The following is a 25,845-nucleotide window of genomic DNA, read 5'->3' as shown; positions in this document are numbered from 1 at the left end:
TACTAATACTTAGTATCAAAAAATTACCGGAGGTGCCCGCCATGACTAGCCACGCCGCGTTGACCGCCATCGGCGCCTATGTGCCGCAGCGTGTCCTCAGCAACGCCGATTTGGAGCAATTGGTCGATACGAACGACGAATGGATCGTCAAAATGACCGGCATGAAGGAGCGGCGCATCGCCGCCGAGGACGAGTTCACGAGCCATATGTGCGTGGCGGCCGTTCGCGATCTGCAGCAGCGCTTCGCGAAGCCGATCGACGACGTCGACCTCGTCATCGCCTGCACGCATACGCCCGATTACCCGTTTCCCGGCGTCTCCAATCTGGTGCAGCACCGGCTCGGGCTGACGAACGCCGGCGCCTTCGATCTGAACGCCACCTGCGCCGGTTTCGCTTACGGGCTGCACGTGGCGAACGGGCTGATCAGCGCCGGGCTGCACCGCAAGGTGCTCGTCATCGGCGCCGATGCCATGTCCAAAATTACCGACTACACCGACCGCTCGACATGTATCCTGTTCGGCGACGGCGCCGGGGCGGCACTGGTGGAACGGCGCGAGGAAGGCGGGTTTCGCGGCGCGTATGTCGCATCGGACGGGGAAAAAGGAAAACACCTGTACCGCCTCGGCTTGTCCGACACGATCGACGGCGAACCGATGGCCGGCGGCGGCAAGCTTGTCCAGAACGGGCGCGAAGTGTACAAATGGGCCGTCAGCGCCGTTCCGGAAGGAATGAGCCGGCTGCTCGAAGGCGCCGGCATGAAGCCGGATGACATCGACTGGTTCATCCCGCACAGCGCCAACATGAGAATCATCGAATCGGCCTGCGAGAAGAGCGGCTTCCCGCTGTCGCGCACGCTCACGAGCATGGCCGAATATGGCAATACGTCGGCAGCGACGATCCCGCTTTCGCTGGCGCGCGGGGTAACAAACGGCAGCGTCAAGCCCGGCGACATGCTGCTGCTGTACGGCTTCGGCGGCGGGTTGTCGCAAGCCGCGCTGCTCGTGAGCTGGCAGCCGTAACCGGCGTCGGCCCCGTCACGGGCGAGGCTCGCCGGCGCAAACCGGCGCGGCGAGCCACAGCGCCCCCGGCTTGCCGCGGATGACGCGGCGACAACGAATGACGCCGACATGCTCCGCCAGGGCGTGCCGGCAGCGGTCGATCGCCGCGAGGTTGTGCCGCAGCTCCCGCCCGAGCGGGGCGGCGGCCTCCGCCGTATCTGCGGCGCATTCGAGCATACGCGCCAGCGCGCGCTGGCTGCGGGCGAGCGAATGCAGCATATCCAGCTTGATGGCGCCGAGTTCGGCGGCATATCGACTCCGGCTCATGTCCGGCCGCCGCCCATGCCGTCGAAATCGCCGAAACCGCCGCCGAAACCGTCCATCGGATCGTTTTTGTCCAGCAGCGTCTTCAGGTTGCGGGCCAGCCCAAGCTCCATCTTCGTCACGCCTTCGATCACTTCCAGCATCGCCCCGTGCAATTCTTCCGCCAGCTTGAACAGCTCCTCCGGCCCTTGAACGAGGGAATGATGAACCTGGCGCGTGATCCAGGAGCGCGACTTCTCCGCCTCGAACGCCTTGGCCTCCAGGATGGCGGCGACGTTCTCCTGCACGCGCGCCGTCGCCTCCAGGATGCGCATGTAATTCGCTTCCCTGCTCAACCGCATCTCCCTCCTTCCGCATTCGTCCCGTGCCGAATTCGGCGATGGTTGCCGTCACTCGCCGCCGTTCTCGTCCTTCAATTCTTTCATTACCGTCTCCAGGTTGTCGGCCAGCGCGTCTTCCAGCTCCGCCAAACCGAGCAAATACGAGATGACCCCCTTGGTCAGCTTGAGCGAACGTTCGACAATCGGCTCGATTCCCCCGTCATGCGGATCCATCTCGGGAAGCACATGGATCAGCTGCGTCGCATGGACAACGATGTGCCGCTTCGAGTCGAGAATGCGGGCAAGCTCCCGGTGCGAATCGGCGACGTAATGAATGATGGCCGATATTTGTTGGTCCACGGTTATCCCTCCCCGGCATAGAACGTATACGATACGATATGCAGCAAACAGCCGGACCGCCAACACAATTTCCGCCCGCGCCGCGGCGGCCGAGCCCGTCAGGCTCGCCAGGCTTCCGCCAATTTGGCGGCAAGGAACCGTTCGGTAGCGGCCATCGACTGCACGGTAGCGCCGCCGATATGCGGCGTCACGATCAGGTTCGTCGTCGCCGTCAGAGAAAGCAGCCGGGCCAGCCGGTTGTCCGGCCCGGTTTCGTCCGCAATCACATCGAGCGCTACTCCGGCAAAATGCCCCTTTTCCAGCAGCCCGATCAGCGCCTCTTCGTCGATCAGTTCGCCGCGCGCTGCGTTAATCAAATACTTGCCAGCCATGGCGGCAAGAAGATCGGCTCCGATCGGCGGCGCATCCCCGGCGCGGTACGATGCACAGACGATCACAATTGCGGCGGAAGCGATCAATTCGCTCAGCGAATCGACCCGCTGCGCGCCGCAACATGCTTGCACCGCAGAGTCGGGATCGTAAAACGCCGTCTCCGCGCCAAAAGCGGCCAAATAGGCCGCGAGCCGCGAGCCGATTCGGCCGAACCCGATCAAGCCGACGAGGCTGCCGCACAGCTCCTGCCCGCGGTAGCGGTCCCGGTCCCAGACCGGGTTGCCCGCGTGCAGGAATGCGTCCTTGTACCGGCGAAGCAGCGCCAGCGTCAACCCGACGATATGCTCCGGCGTCGCCCTCACGCCGGCCAGAAACGATCGTTCGCCGCGAAGCGACAGCAGCCGGACGCCGCGAGCGGCCAACTCCGCTTCGTCGATGTGCGTATGCCCGGTTGTCGGCGACACGAGGTAGCGCAGCTGCCGCGCCGGTGCCAGGAACGAACGGTCGATCCGGCGCCGCAGCCGGACGAACAACGCTTCCCGGTCCGCGGCAAAAGCGTGCCAGTCGCCGCCGTCGTAGCAGGCGACCGGTCCGAGCGTTTCGAGCAGCGCCCGCGTCTGCGGGTCGAAGCCGTCCGGTTCGACGATGCCTATTCGCAAAGCAGTTGTCGTGCGAATGCCAAGTCCTCCTCCGTGTCGATGTTGAGCGAGCGACGCTTGGGCATCTCATGCAGCAGCGGCCGGTCCGACACGATCCAGCCGGTCCTGCGCAAATAGTGCGCCGCCGTCACATACAGCGCGCCATTGCGAACGTAAACCGGCTGCTGCTCCTGCCGCCGCACGCCGCGGTTGTGCGCGGGATGCAGCGGCGTGCCGTCGCGGCGGTACATGACCAGCTCCGTCGCGTAGTCTTCGCGGTAAACGGAGATGAGCGATTCCGCTCCTGGCCGCCCGGCCGGCCACAACTGCAGCGCCGCTTCGATGTCCGCGAGCGTGCGCAGCGGACAAGTCGGCTGCAGCAGCAGCACGGCGTCGAAACGGTCGCCGCCGCCGCAGGCGAACCAGTCGAGCGCATGCAGCAGCACGCCCGCCGACCTGGCTTTGTCGCCGGCCAGCCCGGCCGGGCGCAGAAACGGCACCGCCGCGCCGAAGCAGCGGGCGACGGCGGCGATTTCCGCGTCGTCGGTCGACACGACGACTTCCTTCAGCAAGCCGGCGGCATGCGCCGCAAGCGCCGGTTCGATCGTGTAAGCGATCAGCGGTTTGCCGCAGACGTCGGCGATGTTCTTGCGCGGAATGCCTTTCGACCCGCCGCGCGCCGGAATGACGGCCAGTATGCGATCATTGCCCATCGGGTAACCCTCCTTTTTACTGATTTTATAAATTTAAGTAAAAAGTCTGCATTGCTTGGAATGTTAGCGAAATAAGGCTGATTTCAGCCTTGCAGCGACGTTTCGACGAGCGGCGGATGAAATAAGGCTGATTTCAGCCTTACAGCGACGTTTCGGCGAGCGGCGGATGAAATAAGGCTGATCTCAGCCTTACAGCGACGTTCCGGCAAGCGGCGGTTGAAATAAGGCTGATTTCAGCCTTACAGCGACGTTTCGACGAGCGGCGGATGAAATAAGGCTGATTTCAGCCTTACAGCGACGTTTCGACGAGCGGCGGATGAAATAAGGCTGATTTCAGCCTTACAGCGACGTTTCGGCAAGCGGCGGATGAAATAAGGCTGATTTCAGCCTTACAGCGGCGTTTCGGCGAGCGGCGGTTGAAATAAGGCTGATTTCAGCCTTACAGTAGACCGGGACAGCTACCATCGCTTAACCTGACAACATTGTCCCCGCCGCTGCTCGCCTGTTCTCCAGCGGCATAAGCAAGCCGCTTCTGGCTGTACGGCGCCAGCCCCGCAATCATCCCGGCGATGCGCGCGGACACGCCGGGCACGCCATACAGCCGGCACGGTTCGTGCCGTCCGCCGGCCAGCTGCGCCGCGACCGCGGCCGCGATGTCGGCTTGCGCCGGCTCGACGCGGCGCACCGAGCCGCATCGCTCGCGCCCGTCCTGCCGCGAGCCGACGAGTACGACCGGCGTGCCGACGAAGGACGCCTCGCGCACGAAGCTCGAGGAATTGCCGACGGCGCAGGCGGCGCGGGCGAGCAGCGGCAAATAAACGCCCGGCTCGACGTTTTTGTACGCGCGCAGCGGCGCATCCGGCCGAGCTTCGCGGAAGCGGCGGATGACCGCCGATACCCGGTCTCCGCCGGCGTCGATGTTCGGCCACAGCAGCACAAGCTGCAACCCGCTCTGCTCCGCGGCGGCAAGCAGCTGCTCCATCTGCGACTCGGCTTGCGCATGCTGCGTCGTCACCGGATGGAACACGAGCAGCAAATACGGCTGCGCCCAGTCGATCGCCGCGCCGACGCCCGAGCGGTCCAGCGCCGCAGCCGGAAACGGCGCGGCGCAAGCTTCCCGGGCCACATCCGCGCTCGGGCAGCCGTAGGCGAATATCGTGTCCGCCCGTTCGCCCATCCGCGCCAAATTATGGCCGGCCCGCTCCGTCGCGGGAAAATGATAATGCGCCAGCTTCGTGATCGCATGGCGGGTCGACTCGTCGATCGAGCCGGTCACTTCGCCGCCTTGCACGTGAATCAGGCAAATGTTCTGGTAAACCGCGGCGATAGCCGCCGCCAGCGCCTCGTACCGGTCGCCGACGACAAGCACGAAGTCGGAAGCCAGCCGGCGGAACGCCGCGGCGAACGCGATGACGCCGAGGCCGATCGATAGCGTCATCGTCGCGGGAAGCGAACCTTCGAGCTCCAGATACACCTCCTCGTCGATCCCGAAGCCGTCGGCCCGGACGATCCGCGCGGCGCGGCCGAATCGCTCGAGCAGCATCGTGCCCGCGCAAACGACCTGCAGCCGCAGCTCCGGCCGCCGGCGCAGCTCGGCCATGACCGGCCGCAGCCGGCCATAATTGGCGCGGTCGACAAGCACAACGGCGACGCGGCGCGGCGAAGCCGCAGGCCCGGGCGGCGGTTCGACGAAGTCGCTAGCGCTCATCGCGGCTCCCCCTCCGCGGCGGGCCGCGGCGCCACATCGCGCGGCGAGAAGCGTTCGTTCGCCGCCAGCGGCCGCAGCAGCTCCATGCCGACGAGCCGCTCCAGCTGCCGCGCCGGCATGCCGCCGCCCGGCTTCTTCGCCGCGATCATGCCGGCGTCCAGCACGGTGCCCGCGGCAAGCGCGCGGCGCGCGACAAGGCTGCGCCCGAACAGCTCCCGCAGCGGCGCGGCAAGCTGCGCCTCCCGCTCCTTGTCGAGCGGGCTGGCCGCCATCCTCCGGACGAAGTCGATGCCTTGCTTCAGCTCGCCAAGCTGCTCGAACGTCAGCGATGACGAAACGTCAGGCCCGAACGCGCGCGGCGACATCGTTACATGCACCTCTACCATCGCCGCCCCCAGCATGGCCGCCGCAATGCCGGGAAAGATCGTGCCGGAATGATCGGACAGACCAACAGGACAACCGTAGCGGTCGCGATAAAACGACAGCAAATTCAGGCCGATCCGCTCCGGCGGACACGGGTAGCTGGTCGTGCATTGCAGCACCAGCCATTCGCTGCCGGCGCGGCGCAAGCGGCCTGTGCAGTCGTCCAGCTCCTCCAGCGTGCACAGGCCAGCGGACAGCAGCGCCGGCTTGCCGGTGGCGGCGATCCGGTCGATCAGCGGCGCGTTGGCCACTTCGCCGGAGGCAATTTTCCAGCAAGGCACCTCCAGCCGTTCGAGCAGCTCGACAGCGGCAACCGAAAACGGCGAGCTGAAAAACAACAACCCGCGCTCGCGGGCATGATCGGCCAGTCCCGCCCATTGACTTTCGGAAAATTCCATTCGTTTCCAGTATTCGAACCGCGTCTTGTCCTGCCGGCTGAACGCCACCCGCCACGGCTCATCCGGCGTACTCTCCTCCTCCGCAATATGCGTCTGGAACTTGACGGCGTCGGCTCCCGCGTCGGCGATCGCATCGATGAACGCATGGGCGGTGCCGAGGCTGCCGTCGTGCGCCTGCGCCACTTCGGCGACGAGCAAACAGCTTTTGCGCCGAATCAACGAATGCAGCCCGTCCATCCGCTCATCCCTCCCCCGTCGCCGCACTGTCCGCTGCTGCGAATGCTTCGCAATCCCGGGCGGCCGCCAAATAATTGCACGTCAAACTGTCGCAAACGACCGCAAGCTGCTCGAACAAGGCAAACTGCAGCCGGAACAGCCGAATCGCGTGCTGCTGCGAGCGGCCAAGCCCGAGCTCGTTCATCCGGTGAAAGCCGGCCAGCACCGCTTGCTGGAAGAACACCGTCTGGAGCCGCGCATTCAGAAACGTATACAGCAGCTCCGCCACATTGCGCCGCTGCAATTTCCCGGACTCGCCGCGCAGCGCTTCGTCAAACGCCTCGCACGTCTCAAGCGCGACTACCATCGCTTCGCAGGCGTCCATCCGCTCCTGCGCGGTTTGGCGCAGCTCGCGATAGATGTCCGCGTAACGCTTCAATTCCGCGATCAGGCGCTGCCGCTTCCGCCCCGTCTCCGCCGCATCGACAGCGGACATACAGGCCTGCAAATGCTCGTGCAGCCGGATCGGCAGCGACTTGACGCAGCAGCTGTCGATCACGTCGCTCAATCGGGCGACGGCCGTGCCGGCGATCGCCGCACCGCCTTCAGTCGCGTTGATGACCAATCGTCCGGAAAGGGCGGCGATCATCTGCTCGAACAGCAGCTTGAAAGCGTACCATGTCTCATTCGTGGCGATGAGCCCGCCTGCATTGGACGGGACATAACGCGTCGACTGCGATTTGATTTTGTCCTCCACGTACGGCTTGAGCCGCTCCGCCGCATAAATCGACTGCTTGCTGTGCGTCAGTCCGCCTGCGCCGTAAGCCAAATCTTGCCCGACCAGCACGATCGGATCGGCGCCCATATACGCCGCCGCCTCGAATGCGAAGTGTGCCACGCTTTTGCCTCCGAACAACGAACTGCCGTCCCCAACCATCCGGTTGACGAACGAACCTGTCGTGTCCGAGCTGCGGAACACCGGCAGCTTCTTGCCCGCGAACGCGTCATATACGCGCGGATCGGCTACCGTCGACGCGATCAGCACCATGCTGTCCGGATACGCCTTTCCGGCAAAATGCCAGCGATACGTCCCCGGCGTGCGCTCCAGCACGCAGATGGCATCCGGCACGATGCCGTGATGCAGCAGCGGGATGATGGCCGAATCGGTGCTGAGAATGAGCGCCTTGCCTTGCGCCCGCTTCAGCTCGCGGATGTTGCCGTCCAGCGACGGGCCGCCCGCGATGATAAAAGCGGGTGTCCCCGCATACCGGTCCTTCACCGACGCAAGTCCGGGGTTGTTCAGCACGTGTTCCGCGTTGCGGACCGTATGGCGGAACCCCTGAAGCGTATCGGCATGGTCGTTGCCGATATTGCGCACATGCAGGGCAAACCGCTCCAGCAATTGGCGGTGCAGCTGCATATATTCGTCTTTGCGGCAGCGGGTTTCGCCGGATAGCGCAAGCGTCGGCGCCGTCAGCGCAAAAAAGGTTTCGCTGCCGATCGTCTGTTGCAGCTCCGCTTCGAACTCCTCGAAACGGCCGACATAAAAGGCGAATTTGCCGGTACGAAACAACGGCTCCAGGTCGATGTGGCGCAGCATCGCCGCGAACAGCCGAATGTCCCGCTCGAACACGAGCACAATCGTCTCCGGCGCTTTGCGGCGGGCAATTTCCAGCAGCGGATAGCCGAAGCCGCATCCGTACACGAACAGCGACGTGATGCCGCCGAGCGGGAGCTGATCGCACCAGAGAGCCGCCTGACGCCGCGGATCGGCCCCGGCAATGCGGCGGCGGCGCCCGGTCCCCGGCTCGATGCCAGTGCAGGTCGGCAGCCCGTCTTCGGTGTGGCCGATTTCATAGGCGGCAGCCGCCGCTCCGGCATCCTCCCGTTCATACTGCAGCAGCCTGCGCTGCAGCTCGCTGCCGAGAAACGACAGCTGGCGGCGGAACCGCTCCCGTTCGTTTGCGGCAACGCCTGCCGCAGGTTCATTCGGCATGAGGCTCCCCCTCCTTCATTCGGTTTGCGAACGGCAGCCAGTCGAATTCGAGCGTGTCGGCGATTCCCACGATGTCGCCGTCGCGTATGCGTCCCTCCAGCATGAAGAGCAAACCGGCCAATTCCTCCCAGAAGCTGTCCGCTCGCCGCTGCGGCAGAGCGGCCACATGCGCCAGACGTTCCAGCGCCTGCAGCAGCAGCTCGTACCCGCTCCAGTCGTCGTCGGCCCTCCAGCGTTCCGCACAAGCGGCCATATCGAGCGCAAGCATCTGCCAATCAAGCGCCGTTTCCGCTGTCATCGTCTTCCGACTCCTTTGCCGCCGCCGCGTTTTTATCGTTCCCGGCGTTTCCAGTCTTCCCGCCCGCTGCATTCCCGGCGCTCCCCATATCCGTTTGCTCCGGCACGAACGATTTCCAGCCGGCCACCCGGTACCACCACAAATTTTCACTCGTTCGCTCCGCATAATCGTTCATCGTCAGCCGCCAAGTATCGAGCACCTCCTGCATTTGCCGAAGCTGCTCGGGCAACCACAATTGATCCGGAAGCGCCAACGCCGTCTGTCTGACGCGCTCGATCATGGCCAGTACCCGTTCCCGCTGTTCGCCGCCCATCCTCGTTCCCCCTCGCGTCTTTGCATTTGGTTTACCATATGAGCGCGCCGCCGGTTCGGGTACAGGCAGACCGGGACCGAGGCCTACTTGCGCGCAATAAATTCGTGAAGACAGGCTCGAAAGAAAAAAGACCGCTGCGCGAGCGGTCTTCCGAATGCGCGAATGCCACGATTACGGGTTCTGCGTTTCGCTGCTCGCATGGAACAGCGTGCCGGGTGCGAACGTTAGCGGACTGCCGGTTACATCGCCGGTCACGACGACGCGAGGAACCATATTCGGGTTGGAATAACGCACCTCCACCTCGAAGGCCGTAATTGCGGAAATGCTGAAGTTCGCCAGTACGGCGTTGTTCGGCGCCACCGCTTGGGCTCCGGAAGTAAGCAACGTTTTAGTCGCGTTGTTCGGCGTATTCCAGATCAGAATGTTCTGGCTGTTGGTGCCCAAATCGTCATTGTTCGTATTGACCTCGATTGCAATATTGGACGTTAGCGCGCCGACACGGATTGAACCTGTCTTATATACGAATACTGCCATATGTTGTCACCCCCTCTCAATCTTCTGTTCTAGTAAATGCTCGTTGCCATCCGTTTGCTAGGGCGTAACGACCGTACAAGCAAATGATTGCCGGAATGCCCGCTTCACCTCGCCGCATATAAGCAGCCGAGTTCAGCCAGCCGCTGCTTCATCCGTTCCCCCGACACAGCCGGCGAGAAGGCGGTGCGAATCGTCTGCTGTCCTTCGAGCGCAATTTGCTGCGCCCATCGCCGGTCCTGCACCAGTTTCTTCATGTACGCCGCCGCCTGCGCCAGATCCGGCTCGGCCCAAATTTGATGCGCGCGATAGGCCGCCCAATCGAGCCCAACCGGAACGAGCCGATAGGAAACCGGACAAGAGTTGCGTTCGTTCATGAAGTCGATGTTGCCCGACCAGTTCGTGCCAATAACCGGTTTGCCCAGATACATGGCTTCCGCCAAACCGAGCCCGAAGCCTTCGGCCCGGTGCAACGACACATAGCAGTCGGTAGCGTTCAGCAGCGAGTTGACGTCGATCCGCCGCATCACCTGATCGATCAGGAAGACGTTGCTTCTTCCCTCGATAAGCGCCGCAATCGGCGCAAAATCCTGCGGCCACACATTGCGATTGTTCACCTTGAGCACGAGGCCGACGCTCGGATCGTCTTTGCCGAAGGCGGCGGTAAACGCCTGAATCGCGCCTAGCGGGTTTTTGCGCAGCGTATGGCTTTGCGCGTCGTACATCATATAGAACAGGAAGCGGTCATGGGGAAGCGCAAAATAATCCCGGTTTTTGTTCGGATCGATCGTCACCTCAACGCCGTGCGGCACATAAACGACGGGAATGGCCGCCACTTTCTCCATCACCTGCTGGATGAACCGGGAAGGAGCCCACAGCTCTTGCACGTAATCGAACCCGTCCATAAATTCGACCGGGAACTCCGGCAGCTCCCAGTGCCAGACGCCGATGTTGTACCGGTCATGCCACAAGGAATGACCGTAAAAGCGGTGCAGGTGCGGCATGGCGTCCGCATTCATGTGAAACACATTGGCGCGGTACAGCGGTTCGGCGATTTCTTTGTGCGCCCAGCTCGTATCGCCCATGCCTTCGGAAACCGCTTCCTTATAATCGAGAATGCCGAACGGTACATTCGCTGTCGTCAGCGATCGGGCGGCAAGCCGCACCGACTCGCCGAGCCCGATCTCCGAACGCAGGAAGCCGATCAGGTTCACGCCGCCGTCCGGCAGCAGTTTGGCGGCCGGCTGGACGGGAGCAAGCTCGACAGCCGGCCCCGCTGCGGCTGCCGCCGCTCGGGCTGCAGCGGCGAGCGACGCGGAGCGGCGCAAGCGAACCCGTCTGCCGGCACGCCGCAACAAGCGGCGCGACAGGCGCTTCTTCCGGCGGAGACGAAGCAGCTTGGATGATACCCTCTTCTTGCCGGCCGCAATCGCTCCATGTGGCAATCTACGACTCCGCCGTTTCGGACGCGCGCCGGCGGCCGCGCGGAGACGGCGAAGCGCCGGCGTACGTTTCCGCCGACGTTTCGTTTCGGCGGCTGCGGCTAATTTCGCCATTCCGGCTCCCTCCCTTGCTGTGATGCGCCGTCAGTCATGCCGGCGCCAATAATCGAGCAGGTCCTCCATCGTCTGAGCGAACGGAATTTCCGGCTGCCAGCCGGTTTGCCCATGGAACTTGCCGTAATCCCCGTACAAAATTTCCACGTCGGACGGACGAAGCCGGTTCGGATCGAGCTGCACCTCGATATCGACCGTGCTGAGCGAAATGAGCATCTGCAGCATGTCGCGAATCGTGATGCACGTCCCGGAGGCGATATTGTACGTTTCGCCCGCCTCCCCTTTCTCCAGCGCCAGCCAGTAGGCGCGCACCACGTCGCGCACGTCGGTGAAATCGCGCTTCGCGTCGAGATTGCCGACGAACAGCACGGGAGGCTTGCGGCCCTTTTCGATTTCGGCGATTTGTTTGGCGAAATTCGACGTGACGAAATGTTCCCCGCGCCTCGGCCCCGTATGATTAAATGTCCGGGTCGGCACGATATGAAGCCCGTAGCTGCGGAAATACTGATAGCCCAAATATTCCTGCGCCACTTTGCTTACCGCGTAAGGGCTGAGCGGGCGCAGCGGATTCGTTTCCTTGATCGGCGTTTCATGCGGCTCGACATAGCCGTATTGTTCGCTCGAGCATGCGATCTGCAGCTTGCAGCCGTTGTCGAAACGGCGCATCGCTTCCATAATATTGACCTGTCCGGCCACGTTGTTGTGAATCGTGTCGATCGGCGAATTCCAGGAAGTCGGGACGAAGCTTTGCGCCGCCAGATGGAAAATCAGATCCGGCTTGATCTCCTCCACCAGATGCTGAACCGAATACGGATCGCGCAGCTCGCATTCGGCCAGCTGGATGTCGTCGGCAATATCCGCGATATGCTCCATCCGGCTTCGGTTGCGAATCGTGCCGTAAACGTCGACGCCGCGCTGCAGCAAATATTCCGCCATATGGCTGCCGACGAATCCGGTTATTCCCGTAATGAGTGCTTTCATATTCGCTTCTCCTCCCGGATCACTCTTTTTTGCCGAATCGTTCGAGCGCAAGCTTGATCTTCTGCTCCTCGCTCTTGTCGCAGACGAGCAAGCCGTGTCTTGTCGCCACGACGATCAGATCGCGGGCTCCGATGACGATCGTACGCTGGTCTTCGCTGTAGACGATATTGTCCGCGGCGTTTAGCAGCGTGACGTCCCCTTGCGCAATATTGCCCGCTTCATCGGGAGCAAATATTCGTTCCAGCGACGTCCAGGCGCCCACGTCGTCCCATTCGAAAGCGACCGGGATCGAATAAATCCGCTCGGCCTTTTCGATCACGGCATAGTCGATCGACTGTTTCGGTATGCCGCAATAAAGCGGCGCGTTTGCCTCGTCGTCGGCATACGCCTCTACGCGCCGCCACATGTCCGGCGCGAATCGCTTCATATAAGAAGCTACGGTCGAAGGCTTCCAAATATAGATGCCGCTGTTCCAAAGCACGTGCTTGCTGCGAATCAGCTCGGCAGCCCGATCTTGCTCCGGCTTCTCGATAAACGATTTGACGGCGCCGATCCGGCCGATCGCGTGAGGAGCATCCAGCTCGATGTAGCCGTAGCCCGATTCGGGCCGGGTCGGCACGATGCCGAGCGTCACGATGACCGGTTCGGCCGCCGCCGCAATCGCCGCTTGCTCCAGCGCTTCGCGCAGCGCATCGTCGTCCGGGATGTATTGATCCGAAGGCACGGTTGCGATCACGTCGTCGCTGCCGCTGCGCAGAAACAGGCAGGCGGCAAGCGCGATGCACGGTGCCGTGTCGCGCTGGGCGGGTTCGGCGATCGTTTGTGCCGCGTCCAGCGCGGGAAGCTGCTCGTGGACGAGAGGCAAATACGATTGCGATGTGACGATATGGATGTTCTCCGCCGGCAGCCACCGGCGAAAGCGGGCGTAGGTGCTCTGAAGCATCGTTTCCTGCGAGGTCAGGGCAAGAAATTGCTTGGGCCGCTCCTCGATGCTGCGCGGCCAGAAGCGCGTTCCTTTGCCGCCCGCCATGATGACGATATTCAATGCCGCTCCCTTCCTTCCTCGCAGCAGGATCCGTTATACGCCGGCGGTTCGACCGCCGGACCGCCGCTACGGCAGCTGGACGGCGGAGCCCGCCGCGTATCCTTGCTGGAATCCTTCCTCGTACGCTTCGTTGTAGCCGCGGTTGTAATAGTCGCTGTATTCATCCTGCCGGACCGCCGGCTGCTCTTCCGCCGCGACCGGCCTGAGACGCTTTGCTCGCGCCAAACGTTGCCTATGCAAACGCCGCAGGCGCAACCGACGCAACCGCCGTCTGCGCGCTTCGCGCAAAGGCCGTTTGACGCCGCGCCTGCTTGCCGGAACAGCTTGCCGCAGACGCTTGCGGCTACGGCCAAGTCGGGTCCGCGAACGCGGGATTCGCCGTTTGCGAATCGTCAGCTTCTTCCTCTTCATGCCTCGGGTACGCCTCCTTGTTCGAATTGACCGAATACGATGTTCAGCATCGTATCGAGCCTCTTGCGATACGTATGGTCGCGCAGCGTTCTGGCCAACCCGCGGACGGCGATTTCCCGCCGCTCTTCCTCGTGCTCCATGTAGTAGTTCATTTTTGCGAGCAGGTCCTCGGGGGAATCGTAAGTCACGATTTCTTTGCCGATTTCGTACATATTGCGCAGATCCTGACGCTCGTCGGTCAGTTGGAAGGCGCCGGAGGCCGCAATTTCGAAAGTGCGCGGATTGACCGACATCGCCGGCAGCTTGCGGCTGTTATGGTTGTAGGATTCGTCGTCGTGCGCGCGATGCAGATTGATGACGACGCTTGAGCCGAAATAATATTTGGCCGTTTCTTCGGGCGTCATCCAGTGATTCAACCCGATTTTGTCCATCAGCTGCCGGTAGCTTTTCAGTCGATCCCACCATAAACCCGAAATGAACGCCTGTTTGTCGATCAGCGCCGGAGCGATGGAATCGAAAAAAGCGACCCGGTTCCAATAAGCGGACCCGATGAAGCTGACGTCCCGACGATATCCGTTGTCGACACGGTACGGCTGGAACACGTTCGGATTGGCGCCGAGCGGCAAATAAAACACCTTCTTGCAGCCAAGCGAGGAATAAAACGGCACGCAATTGATTTCCAGCGTAAACACGAACTCGTAATAGGGTGCGATGCCGGCGGTGTGATCCGTATAATACGGATCGTCGGTAAACCAGACCGCGGTGCGAACGCCTTTCTCCCGGACGGCGATCGCCTGCTCGGCAGGCAGCCGCATGCCTTCCATCACCAGCAGCAAATCGGGCTTGAATTTTTTGACAGCCGCCGCAATATTGCTGTCGGGCGGAGTCGCCGAAAAAGCCGCCACGCCTTCCTGCAGCGAAGCGATGACCGCCTCGTCGATCGGCGAATAAGGAAACCCTTTGCCTGTCGTGACGTAAAGCACGCGTACGCTGTGCTTCGGCGTGCCCGGCTCCGCCCGGTACCGGCTTATGACGGATTGGCTCATGCCGTAATGGAAGCCGTGCTTCGTTCCTGCCGCATAACCAGCCAGGCGGCCGTTCGCATACGCCTCCGCCCGCGATGCCCGTACGGCATCGGTTACAGCTTGCGGCGGCGCCGCATGATGCTTCGGTTGCTTGGCGCCCTTCATCCTGTCCCCTCCCGCACGCGCGTTACACGCGATTTCCTTCTAGCAACATGGTATCGAGCAAACGGATCAGCCGGCCGTGATACGTATGCGCGCCAAGCGTCTGCCGCAACCCTCTGGCGGCAATCGTCAGGCGCTGATCGTCGTGCTGCAAATAATAATCGATTTTGCTAATCAGCTCGCTTTCGGATTCATAGGTCTCGATGTCGTAGCCGGGCGTATAGTAATCGCGCAAATCCGGGCGTATATCGGTCAGCTGCAGCGTGCCGCAGGCCGAAATTTCGAATGTTCGCGGATTGATCGACAGTCCCGGCAGGCCGAGGCTGTTGCGGTTATGTTCGCCGTCGTCGGTGGAGCGGTGCAGGTTGATGACGATTTTGGCCCCATTGTAATAATGCACCGACTCCGCAAGCGGAACGCCTGCGAGGATAATGCTGCCGGCCATTCTGTCGTACTGCTTGAGCCGGTTCCATAGTCCGCCGGCCATCACGAGCCGTTTGCCGATCAAATAAGGCGCCAGCTTGTCGAAGAAGCGCACCCGGTTCCAGAAGGCGGTGCCGATGAAGCATATGTCGGAGCGGTATTTCGGATCGGTGCGTTTCGGGTGGAACGTGACGGGCGCGGCGGCCAGCGGCAAATGGAACACGCGCTTGCAGCCGGCCGACCTGTAGAACGGAATGCAGCTCAGCTCGTGGGTGAAGACAAAATCGTACTGCCGTGCAATATTTGCCGTGACGTCGGTGAAATAAGGATCGTCCGCAAACCAGACGGCCGTCGGAATGCCGTAGGAGCGAACGCGCGCCGCCTGTTCGGCGGGAAATTCATGGATGCCGTTCAGCACAATCACAAGATCGGGTTTCATCTCGGCGATCTTCTCCGCCGTAATTTGCCGCGGATGACAGCATGTCAATTGGCGCACAAGGCCGGACAATCCGTCCTTGATGCCTTCGTTCAGCGCAAACAGTCCTTCTTCCACGTAAAGCACATGCAAGTCGTACCGTTTCTCCGGAGGCAATTCGATGTGCCGGATAACCGATTCGCATAAGCCAAGCCGCCTCCCTTCGGCATAACCGTCGCGGAATCCCGCCGCCTGCCCGTCGCCATACGCCGCCGCTACCGCTCCGTGCACTCCTCTGTCCTCCTTGTCTTCTTCGTCGTTAATCGGGACGCCTCCGCCAACGATTCGAACGTGCCGGCATCGATCCACCAGCCGCCGAGCACGTCAAACGTCAGTGTCCCCCGGCTCGCATAAACGTTGTTGACGTCAGTAATTTCCAGCTCTCCGCGCGCGGAGGGCTGGATGCCGCGGATGACGCCAAACACGCTCGAATCGTACATGTAGATGCCCGTGACGCAATAATTGGTGGGCGGCTGTTTCGGCTTCTCCTGGATCGCGGCGATTTGCCCGCGCTCGAATGTCGGCACGCCATATCTTCTCGCGTCTTCGACCGTCTTCAGCATCACCTTGGCGCCTCCCCGCTGCTGTCCGAACGCCGCGATCGGACCGGCGAGCGAATCCTCGAATAAATTGTCGCCGAGCAGCGTTACGAATTTGTCCCCGGAAGGAATGAACGATTCCGCCAGCAGCAACGCCTCGGCGATGCCGCCTGCCTCTTCCTGGATCCGAAACGTCAACTCCGCTCCAAAGTCGTGACCGCTGCCCAAATAGTCCATATAAACGCCGGCCGACTGCTTGCCGATGACGATCATGATGTCGCGGATGTCCGCCTCGCACAGTTTGGCGATGGCATAGTGAATCATCGGATAGCGGCCGACCGGAAGCAGATGCTTGTTGATGAGCTTCGTCAGCGGAAACAGCCGCGTTCCCTGCCCGCCGGCGAGAATGATGCCTTTCATCGTACGTCCTCCTTCCGTTTCTCCTCCGCCGCAGCCGATCAAATATATTGCCGCGGGTCGATCCCCCATTTGTCCATAAACTTCCGCCAATTGCTGTCGATCAGCTTCACGATCCGTTCGGGAGCCAATTTGCGGAAACTGGAGCTGCCGTGGTGATGAACGATCGTATCCCCTGCGATCAGCAGCCGATAGCCGGTTCGCCGCGCCCGGTAGCAATAATCGTCGTCTTCGTAATGGCCGGGCGAAAACCGTTCGTCCAGGTAGCCGATACGTTCGGCCAGCTCGCGTTTGAACGCCAGACAAAAACCGACCAGCCGTTTCGTTTCGCTCCACCGCTGCGGATCCGAACGATTGAACGATTCGGCTGCCTGCTGGAATTGGGCCATCGACTCGTAGTCCGCTTCCCGAAACTGCCGGCCGGATACGTAGTTGGTCATCGGACCGACCATGCCGATGTCGGCGCGGCTCGCAAGCGCCCGAAGCAGGTTGTCGAGCCAGTTCCGGCCGACGACAACGTCGTTGTTCATGAGCAGCAGCACATCGCCGACAGCGAGCCGCAGCCCCGCGTTGCATGCCGACGGAAAGCCGCGGTTCGACGGCATCGAGACGAGCGTCAGCTGCTTCTGCGTTCTGCACCAGGCTGTCGTGCCGTCGGAGGACCCGTTGTCGACGACGATCAGCTCGTAAGGCGTATGCGTATGGGTGCGAATCGCGGCAATGCATTCCGCGAGCAAATCGTTGCCATTGCAAGTGGGAATGACGATGCTTGTTTTCAGGGTTGTACTCATGGCGTCGGCCTCGCTGCGGTTTGGTCGCGTTTGCGCAAGGCGTCCTTGAACTGCAGCCGTTCGCCCTTCATGGCCATCATGTAGTCCAGCGCCTCCAGATGATCGCCGACGCCCGCTTCCTCTGCCAAGGGCGACGAACGGCGATGAAGCTGCTGCGCCCGTCCCCGGCCGAATCGGGAAACGCGGACGCTCGCCGGAGCGACGATTTTCAATCGCTCCTTCATCGCGATAGCTTGCGCCTTGGGCGGCACGATCAAATTCGTCGCGCCGATCGTTTTCAGCGCTTTGCGCGAAAGAGCATACGGAAGGGCCGCCAATGAATTGACGCCAAGGTCGCCGCGGTCATAAGTACGGTTGACGAATTCTTTGACCATGGATACCGGGTCCCGGGCGGTGAAGACGGGCATAAACGGATTCACGTTGTTGAGCGCCACATCCGCGCCGCGTTCGATCGCATAAACGAACGGCACCAGCTTCTCCGCTTGAACGGGGGCATCCCCGCCGAGAAACAGCACAATATCGGCCGTCACGATTTGCGCGCCGATTGCCCGGCCGACATCCGGCCCCAGCTCGCTGTCGCAATGGACGACGATCGGCCGCGCCGGATGATTGCGTGCCGCCTTGAAGCTGCCGCTTGCCGCTCCCCCCACCACGACGACAATTTCCGCCAGCGGCAACCGTTCCAGTTGGTCCAATACGCCAACAAGCGTTGCCTCTTCGTTGTGCGCCTGCGGCGAAACGATAGCCGCCGTCTGCCGCAAGGTCGGCAGCAGCACCCGCCGCAGCGCCAGCCCGGACCGCACGCTGCCGGCGCCGCGAACGAACCGGCGGTGCGCCGCCCAATACGCCGGCCATGACACATGGCGGCCCATGCGCGGCAAGATCCACTGCGCGAAGCTGCCATTCAGCCGTTTCGCCATTTCCGCCGGATCGGTCCCGCGCAGCGCCATACCCGAGCGAACGCCGGCCGTAAAGGCGCCGGCATATAAACCGGACCGCCTCCTCATTCCTCTCGCAGCGGGGGGACGATACACGCCGCGAGCGCGCGGACGCGGTGCGGAGCGGCCGGCTCCCGTCGCCGCGCCTCGCTTGCGCCGGAGACCGGCGCTTGTGCCGGGCCGATAATAAGCCATCGACTTCATCGTTTCACCTCACCCTGTCCCGCAATCTTCCGAGATCCGTCAAGCCGCCGCGGGGCGGCCGCTGGGCAATGAACCAATGGAGCGCCTCCAGGTGATCGCCCACGATCAGCCGCTCGAGCGGATCGCCCTTGCCGGCGCGGCGTTTGCGCGGGTTGGATTTGCCCACCTCGACATATTGCACGGGCCGGACCAGAAGCCCGCTTGCGGAAGCGATAACCAGCGCCTTGGGCGGTACGGCCAGATTTTCGCTGCCGATCGCCTCCAGCGCCCTGCGGCTGACGGCGTGCGGAATGGTCGTCATCGAAGCGCCCTTCAGTTCGGCCTGCCCGATCATCGCATTCATGGCATGTTTCGCCAGCACAACGCCGTGAACGCGCCGCTTCAAGGCGGGGCCGAGGTAACGGTTAAGCGCAACGTCGACGCCGCCGTCGACGGCGCTGACGAACGCCGACAGCTTGGCGGCGGGAATGACAATATCCGCATCGGTAAACAGCAGGATGTCGCCTTTGGCGATTTTGGCACCGATGCTGCGCCCGACATCGTGCCCGAGTGGCGATTCAAAGCGTACGACACAGGCCCCGAGACGTTCGGCCACACGATCGCTGCCGTCCTTGCAGCCATTGGCGACAACGATCACTTCCGTGGACGGGTGGACGCGGCTTGCTTCGCGAATGACGGCGGCGATCGTCCGTCGTTCGTTCATGACCGGTATGACGACGGATACTTTCGGATGCCCGGCAATCGAAGCGCGCAAGTGGGATCCCTCCTCGGGCTGGGAAGTGCCTGGAAACCGGCTTAATCCTCGGAGTTCCAGACACACCCTGGTTTACATCCCATTGTATGACCGGGGGCTATATGTGCAACGGCACTTGTACAGAGCGGCAAGCGCAGCGGGGAAAACGGGAAAAACGCCTACCGCAGGCAGGCGTTTCCCGTTTGTGGTTTTGTTTGCGGATCAGCTTTTCGGATTTGGGCGGCCGGCCTTGCGTCCAATCGCGATCCAGGTCGCCATGCCGGAAATGTCGGCGCGCCGTTTCGCGCTTACGACGGTGATGACCGCTTTTTCCGGCGATTTGGCGTGCAGGACGGCGTAGCAATCCGGATGATTCGTCATGGCGACCAGCGCATATTCCGTATCGGCAAAAGGCGAGGAGAACACGATCGTCGCTTCGGCGGCAAAACGGTCGTCCGCGGGCTCCGGCTCCATGATGACGAACGGTACGATGCCGAACTGCTGCAGCGTGCGGCCCGCATTGTCCGGCGCCTGCACCGGCGTAAACGCCAGCTTGTCGTCGCCGATGCAGCGCTGCGCCACCTGGCGGCCGCCGACCGCTCCTTCCGCGAGCTTATCGGACGTAACGGCTCCGTCGGCCAGATGGCGGGCTTGCACGGCGGCGGTTTGCACGTGCTCGGAAGCGATGCTCCGCTGGCGGATGTGCGAGCCGGCGACCGATTCCGGCGCCAGATGCTCCGCCGCCACCGCGCCGGGCGTCAGATGCGCGGACAGGACCGCTCCGGCTTGCAATTGTTCGCCGCCGACCGCACCTTCGGCCAAATGGGCGGTTTGCACCGCGCCCGCAGCCACATGTTCGGCGGCGATTGCGCCTGCCGCGATATGCCCGCCGGTGACGGCGTTCGGCTGCAATTGCACGCTGCCGACCGCACCGGCGGACAGGTGCGCCTCTTGCACCGCGCCGGCTGCCACATGCCCGGCGACGATTGCGCCTGCCGCGATATGCCCGCCGGCGACGGCGTTCGGCTGCAATTGCACGCTGCCGACCGCACCGGCGGACAGGTGCGCCTCTTGCACCGCGCCGGCTGCCACATGCCCGGCGGCGATTGCGCCTGCCGCGATATGCCCGCCGGCGACGGCGTTCGGCTGCAGCTGCTCGCTGCCGACCGAACCGGCGGACAGGTGCGCCTCCTGCACCGCGCCGGCCTTCAGGTGCGCGGCGTCGATTACGCCTGCCGCGATATGTTCGCCGACTACGGCGGACCACGCCACATGGCTCGCGCTAACGGAGCCGGCGGACAGATGGAACCCGGTAATGGCGCCGGGCTGGATATGATCGGTGCCGACGGCATCGTCGTCCAGATGAACCGTCTGGACGATGCCGGCCTTTAAATGGTAGCTCTGGATCGTATCCGGCTGGATGTGTTTGCCGCCGATCGCTTCCGGCTGCAGCTTGTCGCCGCTCAAAGCACCGGCCGCCACTTTGTCGTCGGTGACGCAGCCTTCCGCCAGTTGTTCGCCGGTCACGCAACCTTCCTGCAACTGGCTGCTGCCAACCGCCCGGGCGGCAAGATGCTGCGCCTGCACGGCGCCGGCGGCGAGATGCTCGCTGCCGATTGCCGCCGGCGCCACATGCTTCGCCGTTACGACGCCTTCGGCAAGCTGGAGCGCGCCAACCGCCCCGGCGGCCAGATGGCCGGTTTGAACGGCCCCGGCGGTCAAATGAGCAGCGGCGATTGCTCCGGTCGCCATATGAATGCCCGCGACGGCGCCCGCCTGCAGTTGTTCGCCGCCCACCGCGCCGCGCGCCAGATGGCCGGTTTGCACCGCGCCGGGCTGAAGATGCGCGGCTGCAATCGCGCCGTCCGCGATATGCTCGCCCGCTACCGCACCCGCCTGCAGCTGCTCGCCGCCAACCGAACCTGCGGACAACTGGGCGGCCGTAACGGCGCCTGGCTGAAGATGAATTGTGCCTACTATACGGTCGTCAAGATGGATCGCCTGGATCGCGCCGGCTTTCAGGTGATAGCCTTGAATCGTTTCCGGCTTGATGTGTTTGCCGGCGATCGCTTCCGGCTGCAGCTTGTCGCCGCCCAGCGTGCCCGCCGCCACTTTGTCGCCGGTGACGCTGCCGGACGCCAGCTGCTCGCCGGCGACGCAGCCTTCCTGCAGCTGGCTGCGGCCGACCGCGCCGGCTGCCACATGCTGCGCCTGCACCGCTCCGGCGGCGAGCTGCTCGCTGCCGATTGCCGCCGGCGCCACATGCTTCGCCGCCACGGCCGCATCGGCCAGATGAACGGCGCCGACCGCGCCGGCCGCCACATGATCGGCCAACACCGCACCTGCGGTCAAATGAGCGGCGTCGATCGCGCCTTGGGCAATATGCGCGCCGGCTACAGCTTCCGCTTGAAGTTGCTCGCGGCCGACCGCGCCGTTCGCCAGATGGGCGGTTCGCACAGCGCCCGCGGTCAAATGCTCGGCGGCAACCGCGCCGTCCGCCAGATGGGCGCCCGTTACGGCTCCTTCCTGCAGCTGCTCGCTGCCAACCGCGCCGTCCGCCAAGTGGAACGCGTCAATGGCGCCGGACTGGATATGAACCGAGCCGATCGATTGCTCGTCAAGATGGGTCGCCTGGATCGTGCCGGCTTTCAAATGATAGCCTTGAATCGTTTCCGGCTTGATGTGTTTGCCGCCGATCGTTTCCTGCTGCAGCTTGTCGCCGCCAAGCGTCCCCGCTGCCAGCTTGTCGTCGGTCACGCTTCCGGGCGCCAGGTGCTCGCCGGCAACGCTGCCTTCCTGCAGCTGGCTGCGGCCGACCGCACGGGCCGCCACATGCAGCGCCTGCACCGCGCCGGCGGCAAGCTGTTCGCCGCCGATTGCCGCAGGCGCCACATGCTTCGCGGTTACGGACCCCTCGGCCAGTTGCACGGCGCCGACCGAGCCGGGCAGCAAGTGCCGGGCTCCGACCGATTGCGGCGCAATGCGGGAGCCGTCCACGCCTGCTTCGGCCAGCTTGTCGCCCGTGATCACCGCTTCGCCGATATGTCGCGCGCCGATGCTGCCGTCGGCCAGCTTCGCACCGGTCACCGCCCCGTCGGCCAGCTTCTCGGCCGACACGGTGCCGTCGTCGACGTGATACGTGCGAATCGCTCCGGCGGCCAAATGGTACCCTTGCACCGATTCCGGCTTGATATGTTTGGAAGCGACGGATTCCGCCTTCAACTTGTCGCCGGAAATGCTTGCGGGCGCAAGCTTCTCTTCGTTGACGCTTCCCGGCTCGAGCATGTCGGTCGCCACGGACAGCGGGCGCAGATGCTCCTTGCCGACCGCTTCCGGCGCAAGGTGCCGGGATTCGACGGCCGCCGCTTCGATATGCTCTCCGGCGACCGCTTCGCCCGCCAGCTGTTTGCCGGTGATCGCACCGTCCGCCAGCCGGTCGCCACCGAGCTGGAAGTCGCCGAGTTTGCCGAGCGATACGCTGCCGTCCGCCAGTTTGTCGCCGGTGACGGCGCCGCTGCGCAGATGCGTTTCCGCCACGCATCCGTCCGCCAAATGGCGGCCGTCGATAGCGGCGAGCGCCACATGCTCCGTGCCGACGGCTTGCTGCGCCAGGTGGCGGCCTTCGACCGCTTGCTCCGCCAGCTTCGAGCCGGCGACGGCGCCTTCGGCCAAATGATCGGCTCCCACGGCGCCAGCCGCCAGTTTATCGCCGGTGACGGCGCCGGCAGACAGCTTGTCGTTCGTAAACACGCCGCCGTCCAGGTGGCTGGCGCGCACGCTGCCCGGCGCCAAATGAAAGCCGCGAATCGATTCCGGCCGAATATGGTCGCCGCCGATCGCTTCCGGTGCAAGTTTGCCCGATGTGACAGCTTTGTCCGCCAGTTGCTCGGTGCCGATCGCTTCCGGCTGCACATGCGCGGCTCCGATTTCGCCCGGCGCGATATGTCCGCCGAGTACCGCGCCGGCGCGAATGTGCGTCGCCTCGATCGTTTCCGCCGGCAGCTTGTCGCCGCTTACTGCGCCGGCCGCAAGCTTGTCGCCGGTGACGCTGCCTGCGGCGAGATGCTCACCGGCCACGGCGCCTGCGGCCAGCTTGCTGGCGGTGACGCTCATCTCGGCCAGCTTCGCCGAAGTGACGCTGGCATCGGTCAGCTTGTCGGACGATACCGATTCCGCCGCCAATTTCACCGTCGTCACCGCATGGTCCTTCAACTGCTCGGTATCCACCGCACCGGACTGCACATGCCGGCGCCCCACGCTGCCGGCCGCCAGCTTGGAAGCGGTCACCGCTTCGTCCTGCAGCGCCGCTGCGGATACCGCTTTCTCCTGCAAATGCCGCTGCCCGATGGCGGCATCCGCCACATGTCCCGCTTCGACGGCCAACTCGGCCAGCTTCTCCTTGGTTACCGCCAGCTTCTGCAAGTGCGCGCCGCTCACCGACAGCTTCGCCAGCTTGGCTGCCGTAATGCTTTCGTCCCTGATTTTGTCCGTCGTTACAGCGGCATCCTTCAACTGCTCGGCTGCCACGCTCTGGGCGGCCAGCTTCGAAGTCAGCACCGCGCCGTCGGCAAGATGACGGGAGGCAACGATCGCATCGTTCAGGTGCAGTTGCTGGACCGATTTGCCGGCCAGCTTGGCAGTGGTAACGGCATGATCCGCCAATGCGTCGACAGTGACCGATTGCGGCTGCAGATGATGCGAGCCGACGGCGCCGGGAGCCACGTGTTTTTTCGTTACCGCGTGTTCCGCCAGCTTCTCGGCCGTCACCGCCGCTTTCGCCAAATGCGGTTCGCCCACGGCCTGTTTGGCCAGTTTATCCGAAGTGACCACCGCTTTGCCCAAATGATCGGTTTGTACGGCCAGCGGCGTCAAATGCTGTGTTTGCACGCTGCCGCCGGCCAGATGATCCGCTTGCACCAAAGACGCGGTCAAATGCTGGGTCACGATCGACCGGGGCAGGATGTGCGCGGCATGAATCGATTCCCAGACGATATGCTTCGACTCGACGCTCATTTCGGCGATATGCTCCGACGCGATGGCGCCGCCGGCCACATGTTTGGGCCCGATCGCACCTCCCGCCACATGCGTCCCGAGCACCGCTTGCTCTTGAATATGGCGAGGGCCGACGACTCCTTCGGCCAGATGAGCGTCCGAAATGACGCCGGGGGCAATATGTGTCGCATCGACCGCTCCTGCGGCCAGATGAGAGCTGGCGATACTGGCTTTGGCGATTTTGTCGCCGCCTATGCTGTCGTCCTGCAGCTTGTCGGCGCCGATCGTGCGCTCGCGAATTTTTTCGCCGGTCACGGCCCCGTCGGCAATTTTCGCCGAAGTAATCACCTGATTGACGAGACTGTTGCCGGAAATCGTGCCGTTTTTGATTTTTTCCGAGGTGATCGATTGATCGGCGAGCAGTTCGGTCGTAATGATGCCAAGCTGCAAATGTTTCGCCTGGATCGATTGATCGGCGATCTTCATTGCATCGATCGTTTTGTCGGCCAGCTTCTCCGACGTGACGCTTCCGTCCGTCAGTTTATCGCCCGTAATGGAGCGGTCGCGCAGCTTCTCGCCGGTAACCGAACCGTCCAGCAAATGCCGTTCCTCCACCGACTGCCAGGCGATTTTGCCGCCGGTCACGGCACGATTGCGCAGCTTGTCGCCGTCCACCGCGTAGTCGGCCAGCGCCGCCGTGTCCACGCTGCCCGGCCGCAGCTTCTCGCGCGTTACGGCGCCGGGGGCGATTTTTTCCGTGGTGATGCCTTCGTCGGCAAGATCGTCGGTGAACACGACCGCCGGCGCTTTGATCTCCTTCTCCCTCTCTTCCAGCAGCTTGGCGAGCTCCTCGCTATGCTGCTGTTGCGACTCCGGCTCCGGCTCCGGTTCCGACGCTTGCTCGATCAGTTTGACGAGAAGCTCCGTCTCCTCCGCAGACGTCGGCCCCAGCGTCTCCGGGAACGGGTCGACTCTGTCGAGCGGCAAGGAAGCCGGCAACCGCTCGGCTTGAAACCGACGATCCGTTTTGGCCACGCGAAATGCCGGCTTATAAACGGGCGAACGCCGGGATGTCGAATTCGCGCGATGCAGCGACACTTCCGGCTGGCGCTCCTCAGCGGTTGCCGGATCTTGCTCCCGCCCGACTTGTCCTTTATACGCTTTTGCTTCCTTGTCGGCATCTTCCTGGTCCAACCATTGCAGTTCCAGCGTATTGGCATCATATCGGATGGGGCGGTTTTTATCGGCAGGGCGTTTTCGCGGAACTCCTTTGTTTTTTTTCATGACGCTGCTCCTCTCAGGCAGTTTCCTGGTCATCTGTAACATATGCAACAACCCAGTCGCCGGTCACCCGCACAATCGAAAGGGACAGTCGGGGCAGCGGCAAAAGTTTCGCGTTCGCGCGAGGAGCTGCGGCGTCGGGTGGAAGTCGCAGCGCGTATCGGCGCAGTGTTCGAAATGGAAAGCGCAGATGTGCTTATTTGCACATTTGGCCGGGAGCATGGAGGTGCGGTTGACAGCAGGAAGTGCAAGGGGGTTGCGAAA

At 63.1% G+C, this 25,845-nt stretch carries 23 protein-coding genes; 1 reads left to right on the top strand and 22 read right to left on the bottom strand.

The window, feature by feature from the left end:
• Positions 1-41 precede the first annotated feature (41 nt).
• Positions 42-1,019 (top strand): ketoacyl-ACP synthase III, encoded by a 978-nt coding sequence (locus tag EXY20_RS16625; RefSeq protein WP_135553140.1) that lies wholly within the window; start codon positions 42-44, stop codon positions 1,017-1,019.
• A gap of 15 nt (positions 1,020-1,034) precedes the next feature.
• Here EXY20_RS16625 and EXY20_RS16620 read toward each other — a convergent pair whose 3' ends face one another.
• The 22 genes from EXY20_RS16620 to EXY20_RS16515 form a co-directional block, all read right to left on the bottom strand.
• Positions 1,035-1,325 (bottom strand): hypothetical protein, encoded by a 291-nt coding sequence (locus tag EXY20_RS16620; RefSeq protein ID WP_135553138.1) that lies wholly within the window; start codon positions 1,323-1,325, stop codon positions 1,035-1,037.
• Positions 1,322-1,657, bottom strand: coding sequence for a restriction endonuclease subunit S (locus tag EXY20_RS16615; protein WP_135553136.1), 336 nt, complete (start codon positions 1,655-1,657; stop codon positions 1,322-1,324). The genes EXY20_RS16620 and EXY20_RS16615 overlap by 4 nt, the downstream gene beginning before the upstream one ends.
• A 54-nt stretch (positions 1,658-1,711) precedes the next feature.
• Complete coding sequence (locus EXY20_RS16610; RefSeq protein WP_135553134.1) at positions 1,712-2,002, bottom strand: nucleoside-diphosphate sugar epimerase; 291 nt, start codon at positions 2,000-2,002, stop codon at positions 1,712-1,714.
• Positions 2,003-2,100: 98 nt separating this feature from the next.
• A complete protein-coding gene (locus EXY20_RS16605; RefSeq protein WP_167859297.1) occupies positions 2,101-3,033 on the bottom strand; it encodes an NAD(P)-dependent oxidoreductase in 933 nt (310 codons plus the stop codon).
• On the bottom strand, positions 3,024-3,725 hold the full coding sequence (locus tag EXY20_RS16600; RefSeq protein WP_135553130.1) for an acylneuraminate cytidylyltransferase family protein: 702 nt from the start codon (positions 3,723-3,725) through the stop codon (positions 3,024-3,026). Before EXY20_RS16600 ends, EXY20_RS16605 begins: the two co-directional genes overlap by 10 nt.
• A 439-nt stretch (positions 3,726-4,164) precedes the next feature.
• Complete coding sequence (neuC, locus tag EXY20_RS16595) at positions 4,165-5,433, bottom strand: UDP-N-acetylglucosamine 2-epimerase (protein ID WP_135553128.1); 1,269 nt, start codon at positions 5,431-5,433, stop codon at positions 4,165-4,167.
• The gene (locus tag EXY20_RS16590) at positions 5,430-6,491 is read right to left on the bottom strand and encodes an N-acetylneuraminate synthase family protein (RefSeq protein ID WP_135553126.1); all 1,062 of its coding nucleotides are present in this window, start codon (positions 6,489-6,491) and stop codon (positions 5,430-5,432) included. The genes neuC and EXY20_RS16590 overlap by 4 nt, the downstream gene beginning before the upstream one ends.
• Positions 6,492-6,495: 4 nt before the next feature.
• Positions 6,496-8,466: a motility associated factor glycosyltransferase family protein gene (locus EXY20_RS16585; protein ID WP_135553124.1), complete on the bottom strand. Its 1,971-nt coding sequence runs from the start codon at positions 8,464-8,466 to the stop codon at positions 6,496-6,498.
• Positions 8,456-8,764, bottom strand: a complete 309-nt coding sequence (locus EXY20_RS16580) for a hypothetical protein (protein WP_135553122.1) — start codon at positions 8,762-8,764, stop codon at positions 8,456-8,458. The genes EXY20_RS16585 and EXY20_RS16580 overlap by 11 nt, the downstream gene beginning before the upstream one ends.
• Complete coding sequence (locus tag EXY20_RS16575) at positions 8,742-9,077, bottom strand: hypothetical protein (protein ID WP_135553120.1); 336 nt, start codon at positions 9,075-9,077, stop codon at positions 8,742-8,744. The genes EXY20_RS16580 and EXY20_RS16575 overlap by 23 nt, the downstream gene beginning before the upstream one ends.
• Before the next feature lie 171 nt (positions 9,078-9,248).
• Positions 9,249-9,611 carry a hypothetical protein gene (locus tag EXY20_RS16570; protein ID WP_135553118.1) on the bottom strand — a complete coding sequence of 121 codons (363 nt, stop codon included), beginning with the start codon at positions 9,609-9,611 and terminating at the stop codon, positions 9,249-9,251.
• 104 nt (positions 9,612-9,715) lie between these two features.
• The gene (locus tag EXY20_RS16565; protein ID WP_135553116.1) at positions 9,716-11,164 is read right to left on the bottom strand and encodes a glycosyltransferase; all 1,449 of its coding nucleotides are present in this window, start codon (positions 11,162-11,164) and stop codon (positions 9,716-9,718) included.
• A gap of 30 nt (positions 11,165-11,194) precedes the next feature.
• Positions 11,195-12,145, bottom strand: coding sequence for a GDP-mannose 4,6-dehydratase (locus tag EXY20_RS16560; RefSeq protein ID WP_135553114.1), 951 nt, complete (start codon positions 12,143-12,145; stop codon positions 11,195-11,197).
• Positions 12,146-12,164: 19 nt separating this feature from the next.
• On the bottom strand, positions 12,165-13,190 hold the full coding sequence (locus tag EXY20_RS16555) for a mannose-1-phosphate guanylyltransferase (RefSeq protein WP_135553112.1): 1,026 nt from the start codon (positions 13,188-13,190) through the stop codon (positions 12,165-12,167).
• A gap of 66 nt (positions 13,191-13,256) precedes the next feature.
• Positions 13,257-13,601: a hypothetical protein gene (locus EXY20_RS16550; protein ID WP_135553110.1), complete on the bottom strand. Its 345-nt coding sequence runs from the start codon at positions 13,599-13,601 to the stop codon at positions 13,257-13,259.
• Positions 13,598-14,791: a CgeB family protein gene (locus EXY20_RS16545; RefSeq protein ID WP_135553108.1), complete on the bottom strand. Its 1,194-nt coding sequence runs from the start codon at positions 14,789-14,791 to the stop codon at positions 13,598-13,600. The genes EXY20_RS16550 and EXY20_RS16545 overlap by 4 nt, the downstream gene beginning before the upstream one ends.
• Positions 14,792-14,813: 22 nt before the next feature.
• Positions 14,814-15,917 carry a CgeB family protein gene (locus EXY20_RS16540; protein ID WP_135553106.1) on the bottom strand — a complete coding sequence of 368 codons (1,104 nt, stop codon included), beginning with the start codon at positions 15,915-15,917 and terminating at the stop codon, positions 14,814-14,816.
• Entirely contained in the window at positions 15,902-16,645 is a 744-nt protein-coding gene (locus tag EXY20_RS16535; RefSeq protein WP_135553104.1) for a sugar phosphate nucleotidyltransferase, read from the bottom strand. Before EXY20_RS16535 ends, EXY20_RS16540 begins: the two co-directional genes overlap by 16 nt.
• Before the next feature lie 38 nt (positions 16,646-16,683).
• On the bottom strand, positions 16,684-17,433 hold the full coding sequence (locus tag EXY20_RS16530; RefSeq protein ID WP_135553102.1) for a glycosyltransferase family 2 protein: 750 nt from the start codon (positions 17,431-17,433) through the stop codon (positions 16,684-16,686).
• Positions 17,430-18,575, bottom strand: coding sequence for a glycosyltransferase family A protein (locus EXY20_RS16525; protein ID WP_135553100.1), 1,146 nt, complete (start codon positions 18,573-18,575; stop codon positions 17,430-17,432). Before EXY20_RS16525 ends, EXY20_RS16530 begins: the two co-directional genes overlap by 4 nt.
• Positions 18,576-18,579: 4 nt before the next feature.
• Positions 18,580-19,329, bottom strand: a complete 750-nt coding sequence (locus tag EXY20_RS16520) for a glycosyltransferase family 2 protein (RefSeq protein ID WP_235886026.1) — start codon at positions 19,327-19,329, stop codon at positions 18,580-18,582.
• A 201-nt stretch (positions 19,330-19,530) separates the two neighbouring features.
• Positions 19,531-25,584, bottom strand: a complete 6,054-nt coding sequence (locus tag EXY20_RS16515) for a WIAG-tail domain (RefSeq protein ID WP_135553098.1) — start codon at positions 25,582-25,584, stop codon at positions 19,531-19,533.
• Positions 25,585-25,845 lie beyond the last annotated feature (261 nt).

This window comes from Paenibacillus cymbidii, from assembly GCF_004764705.1.
Classification (GTDB): Bacteria; Bacillota; Bacilli; order Paenibacillales; family NBRC-103111; genus Paenibacillus_AN; species Paenibacillus_AN cymbidii.
The sequence above is the reverse complement of the archived record's forward strand: the minus strand, read 5'-3'. Positions and strand labels throughout refer to the sequence as shown.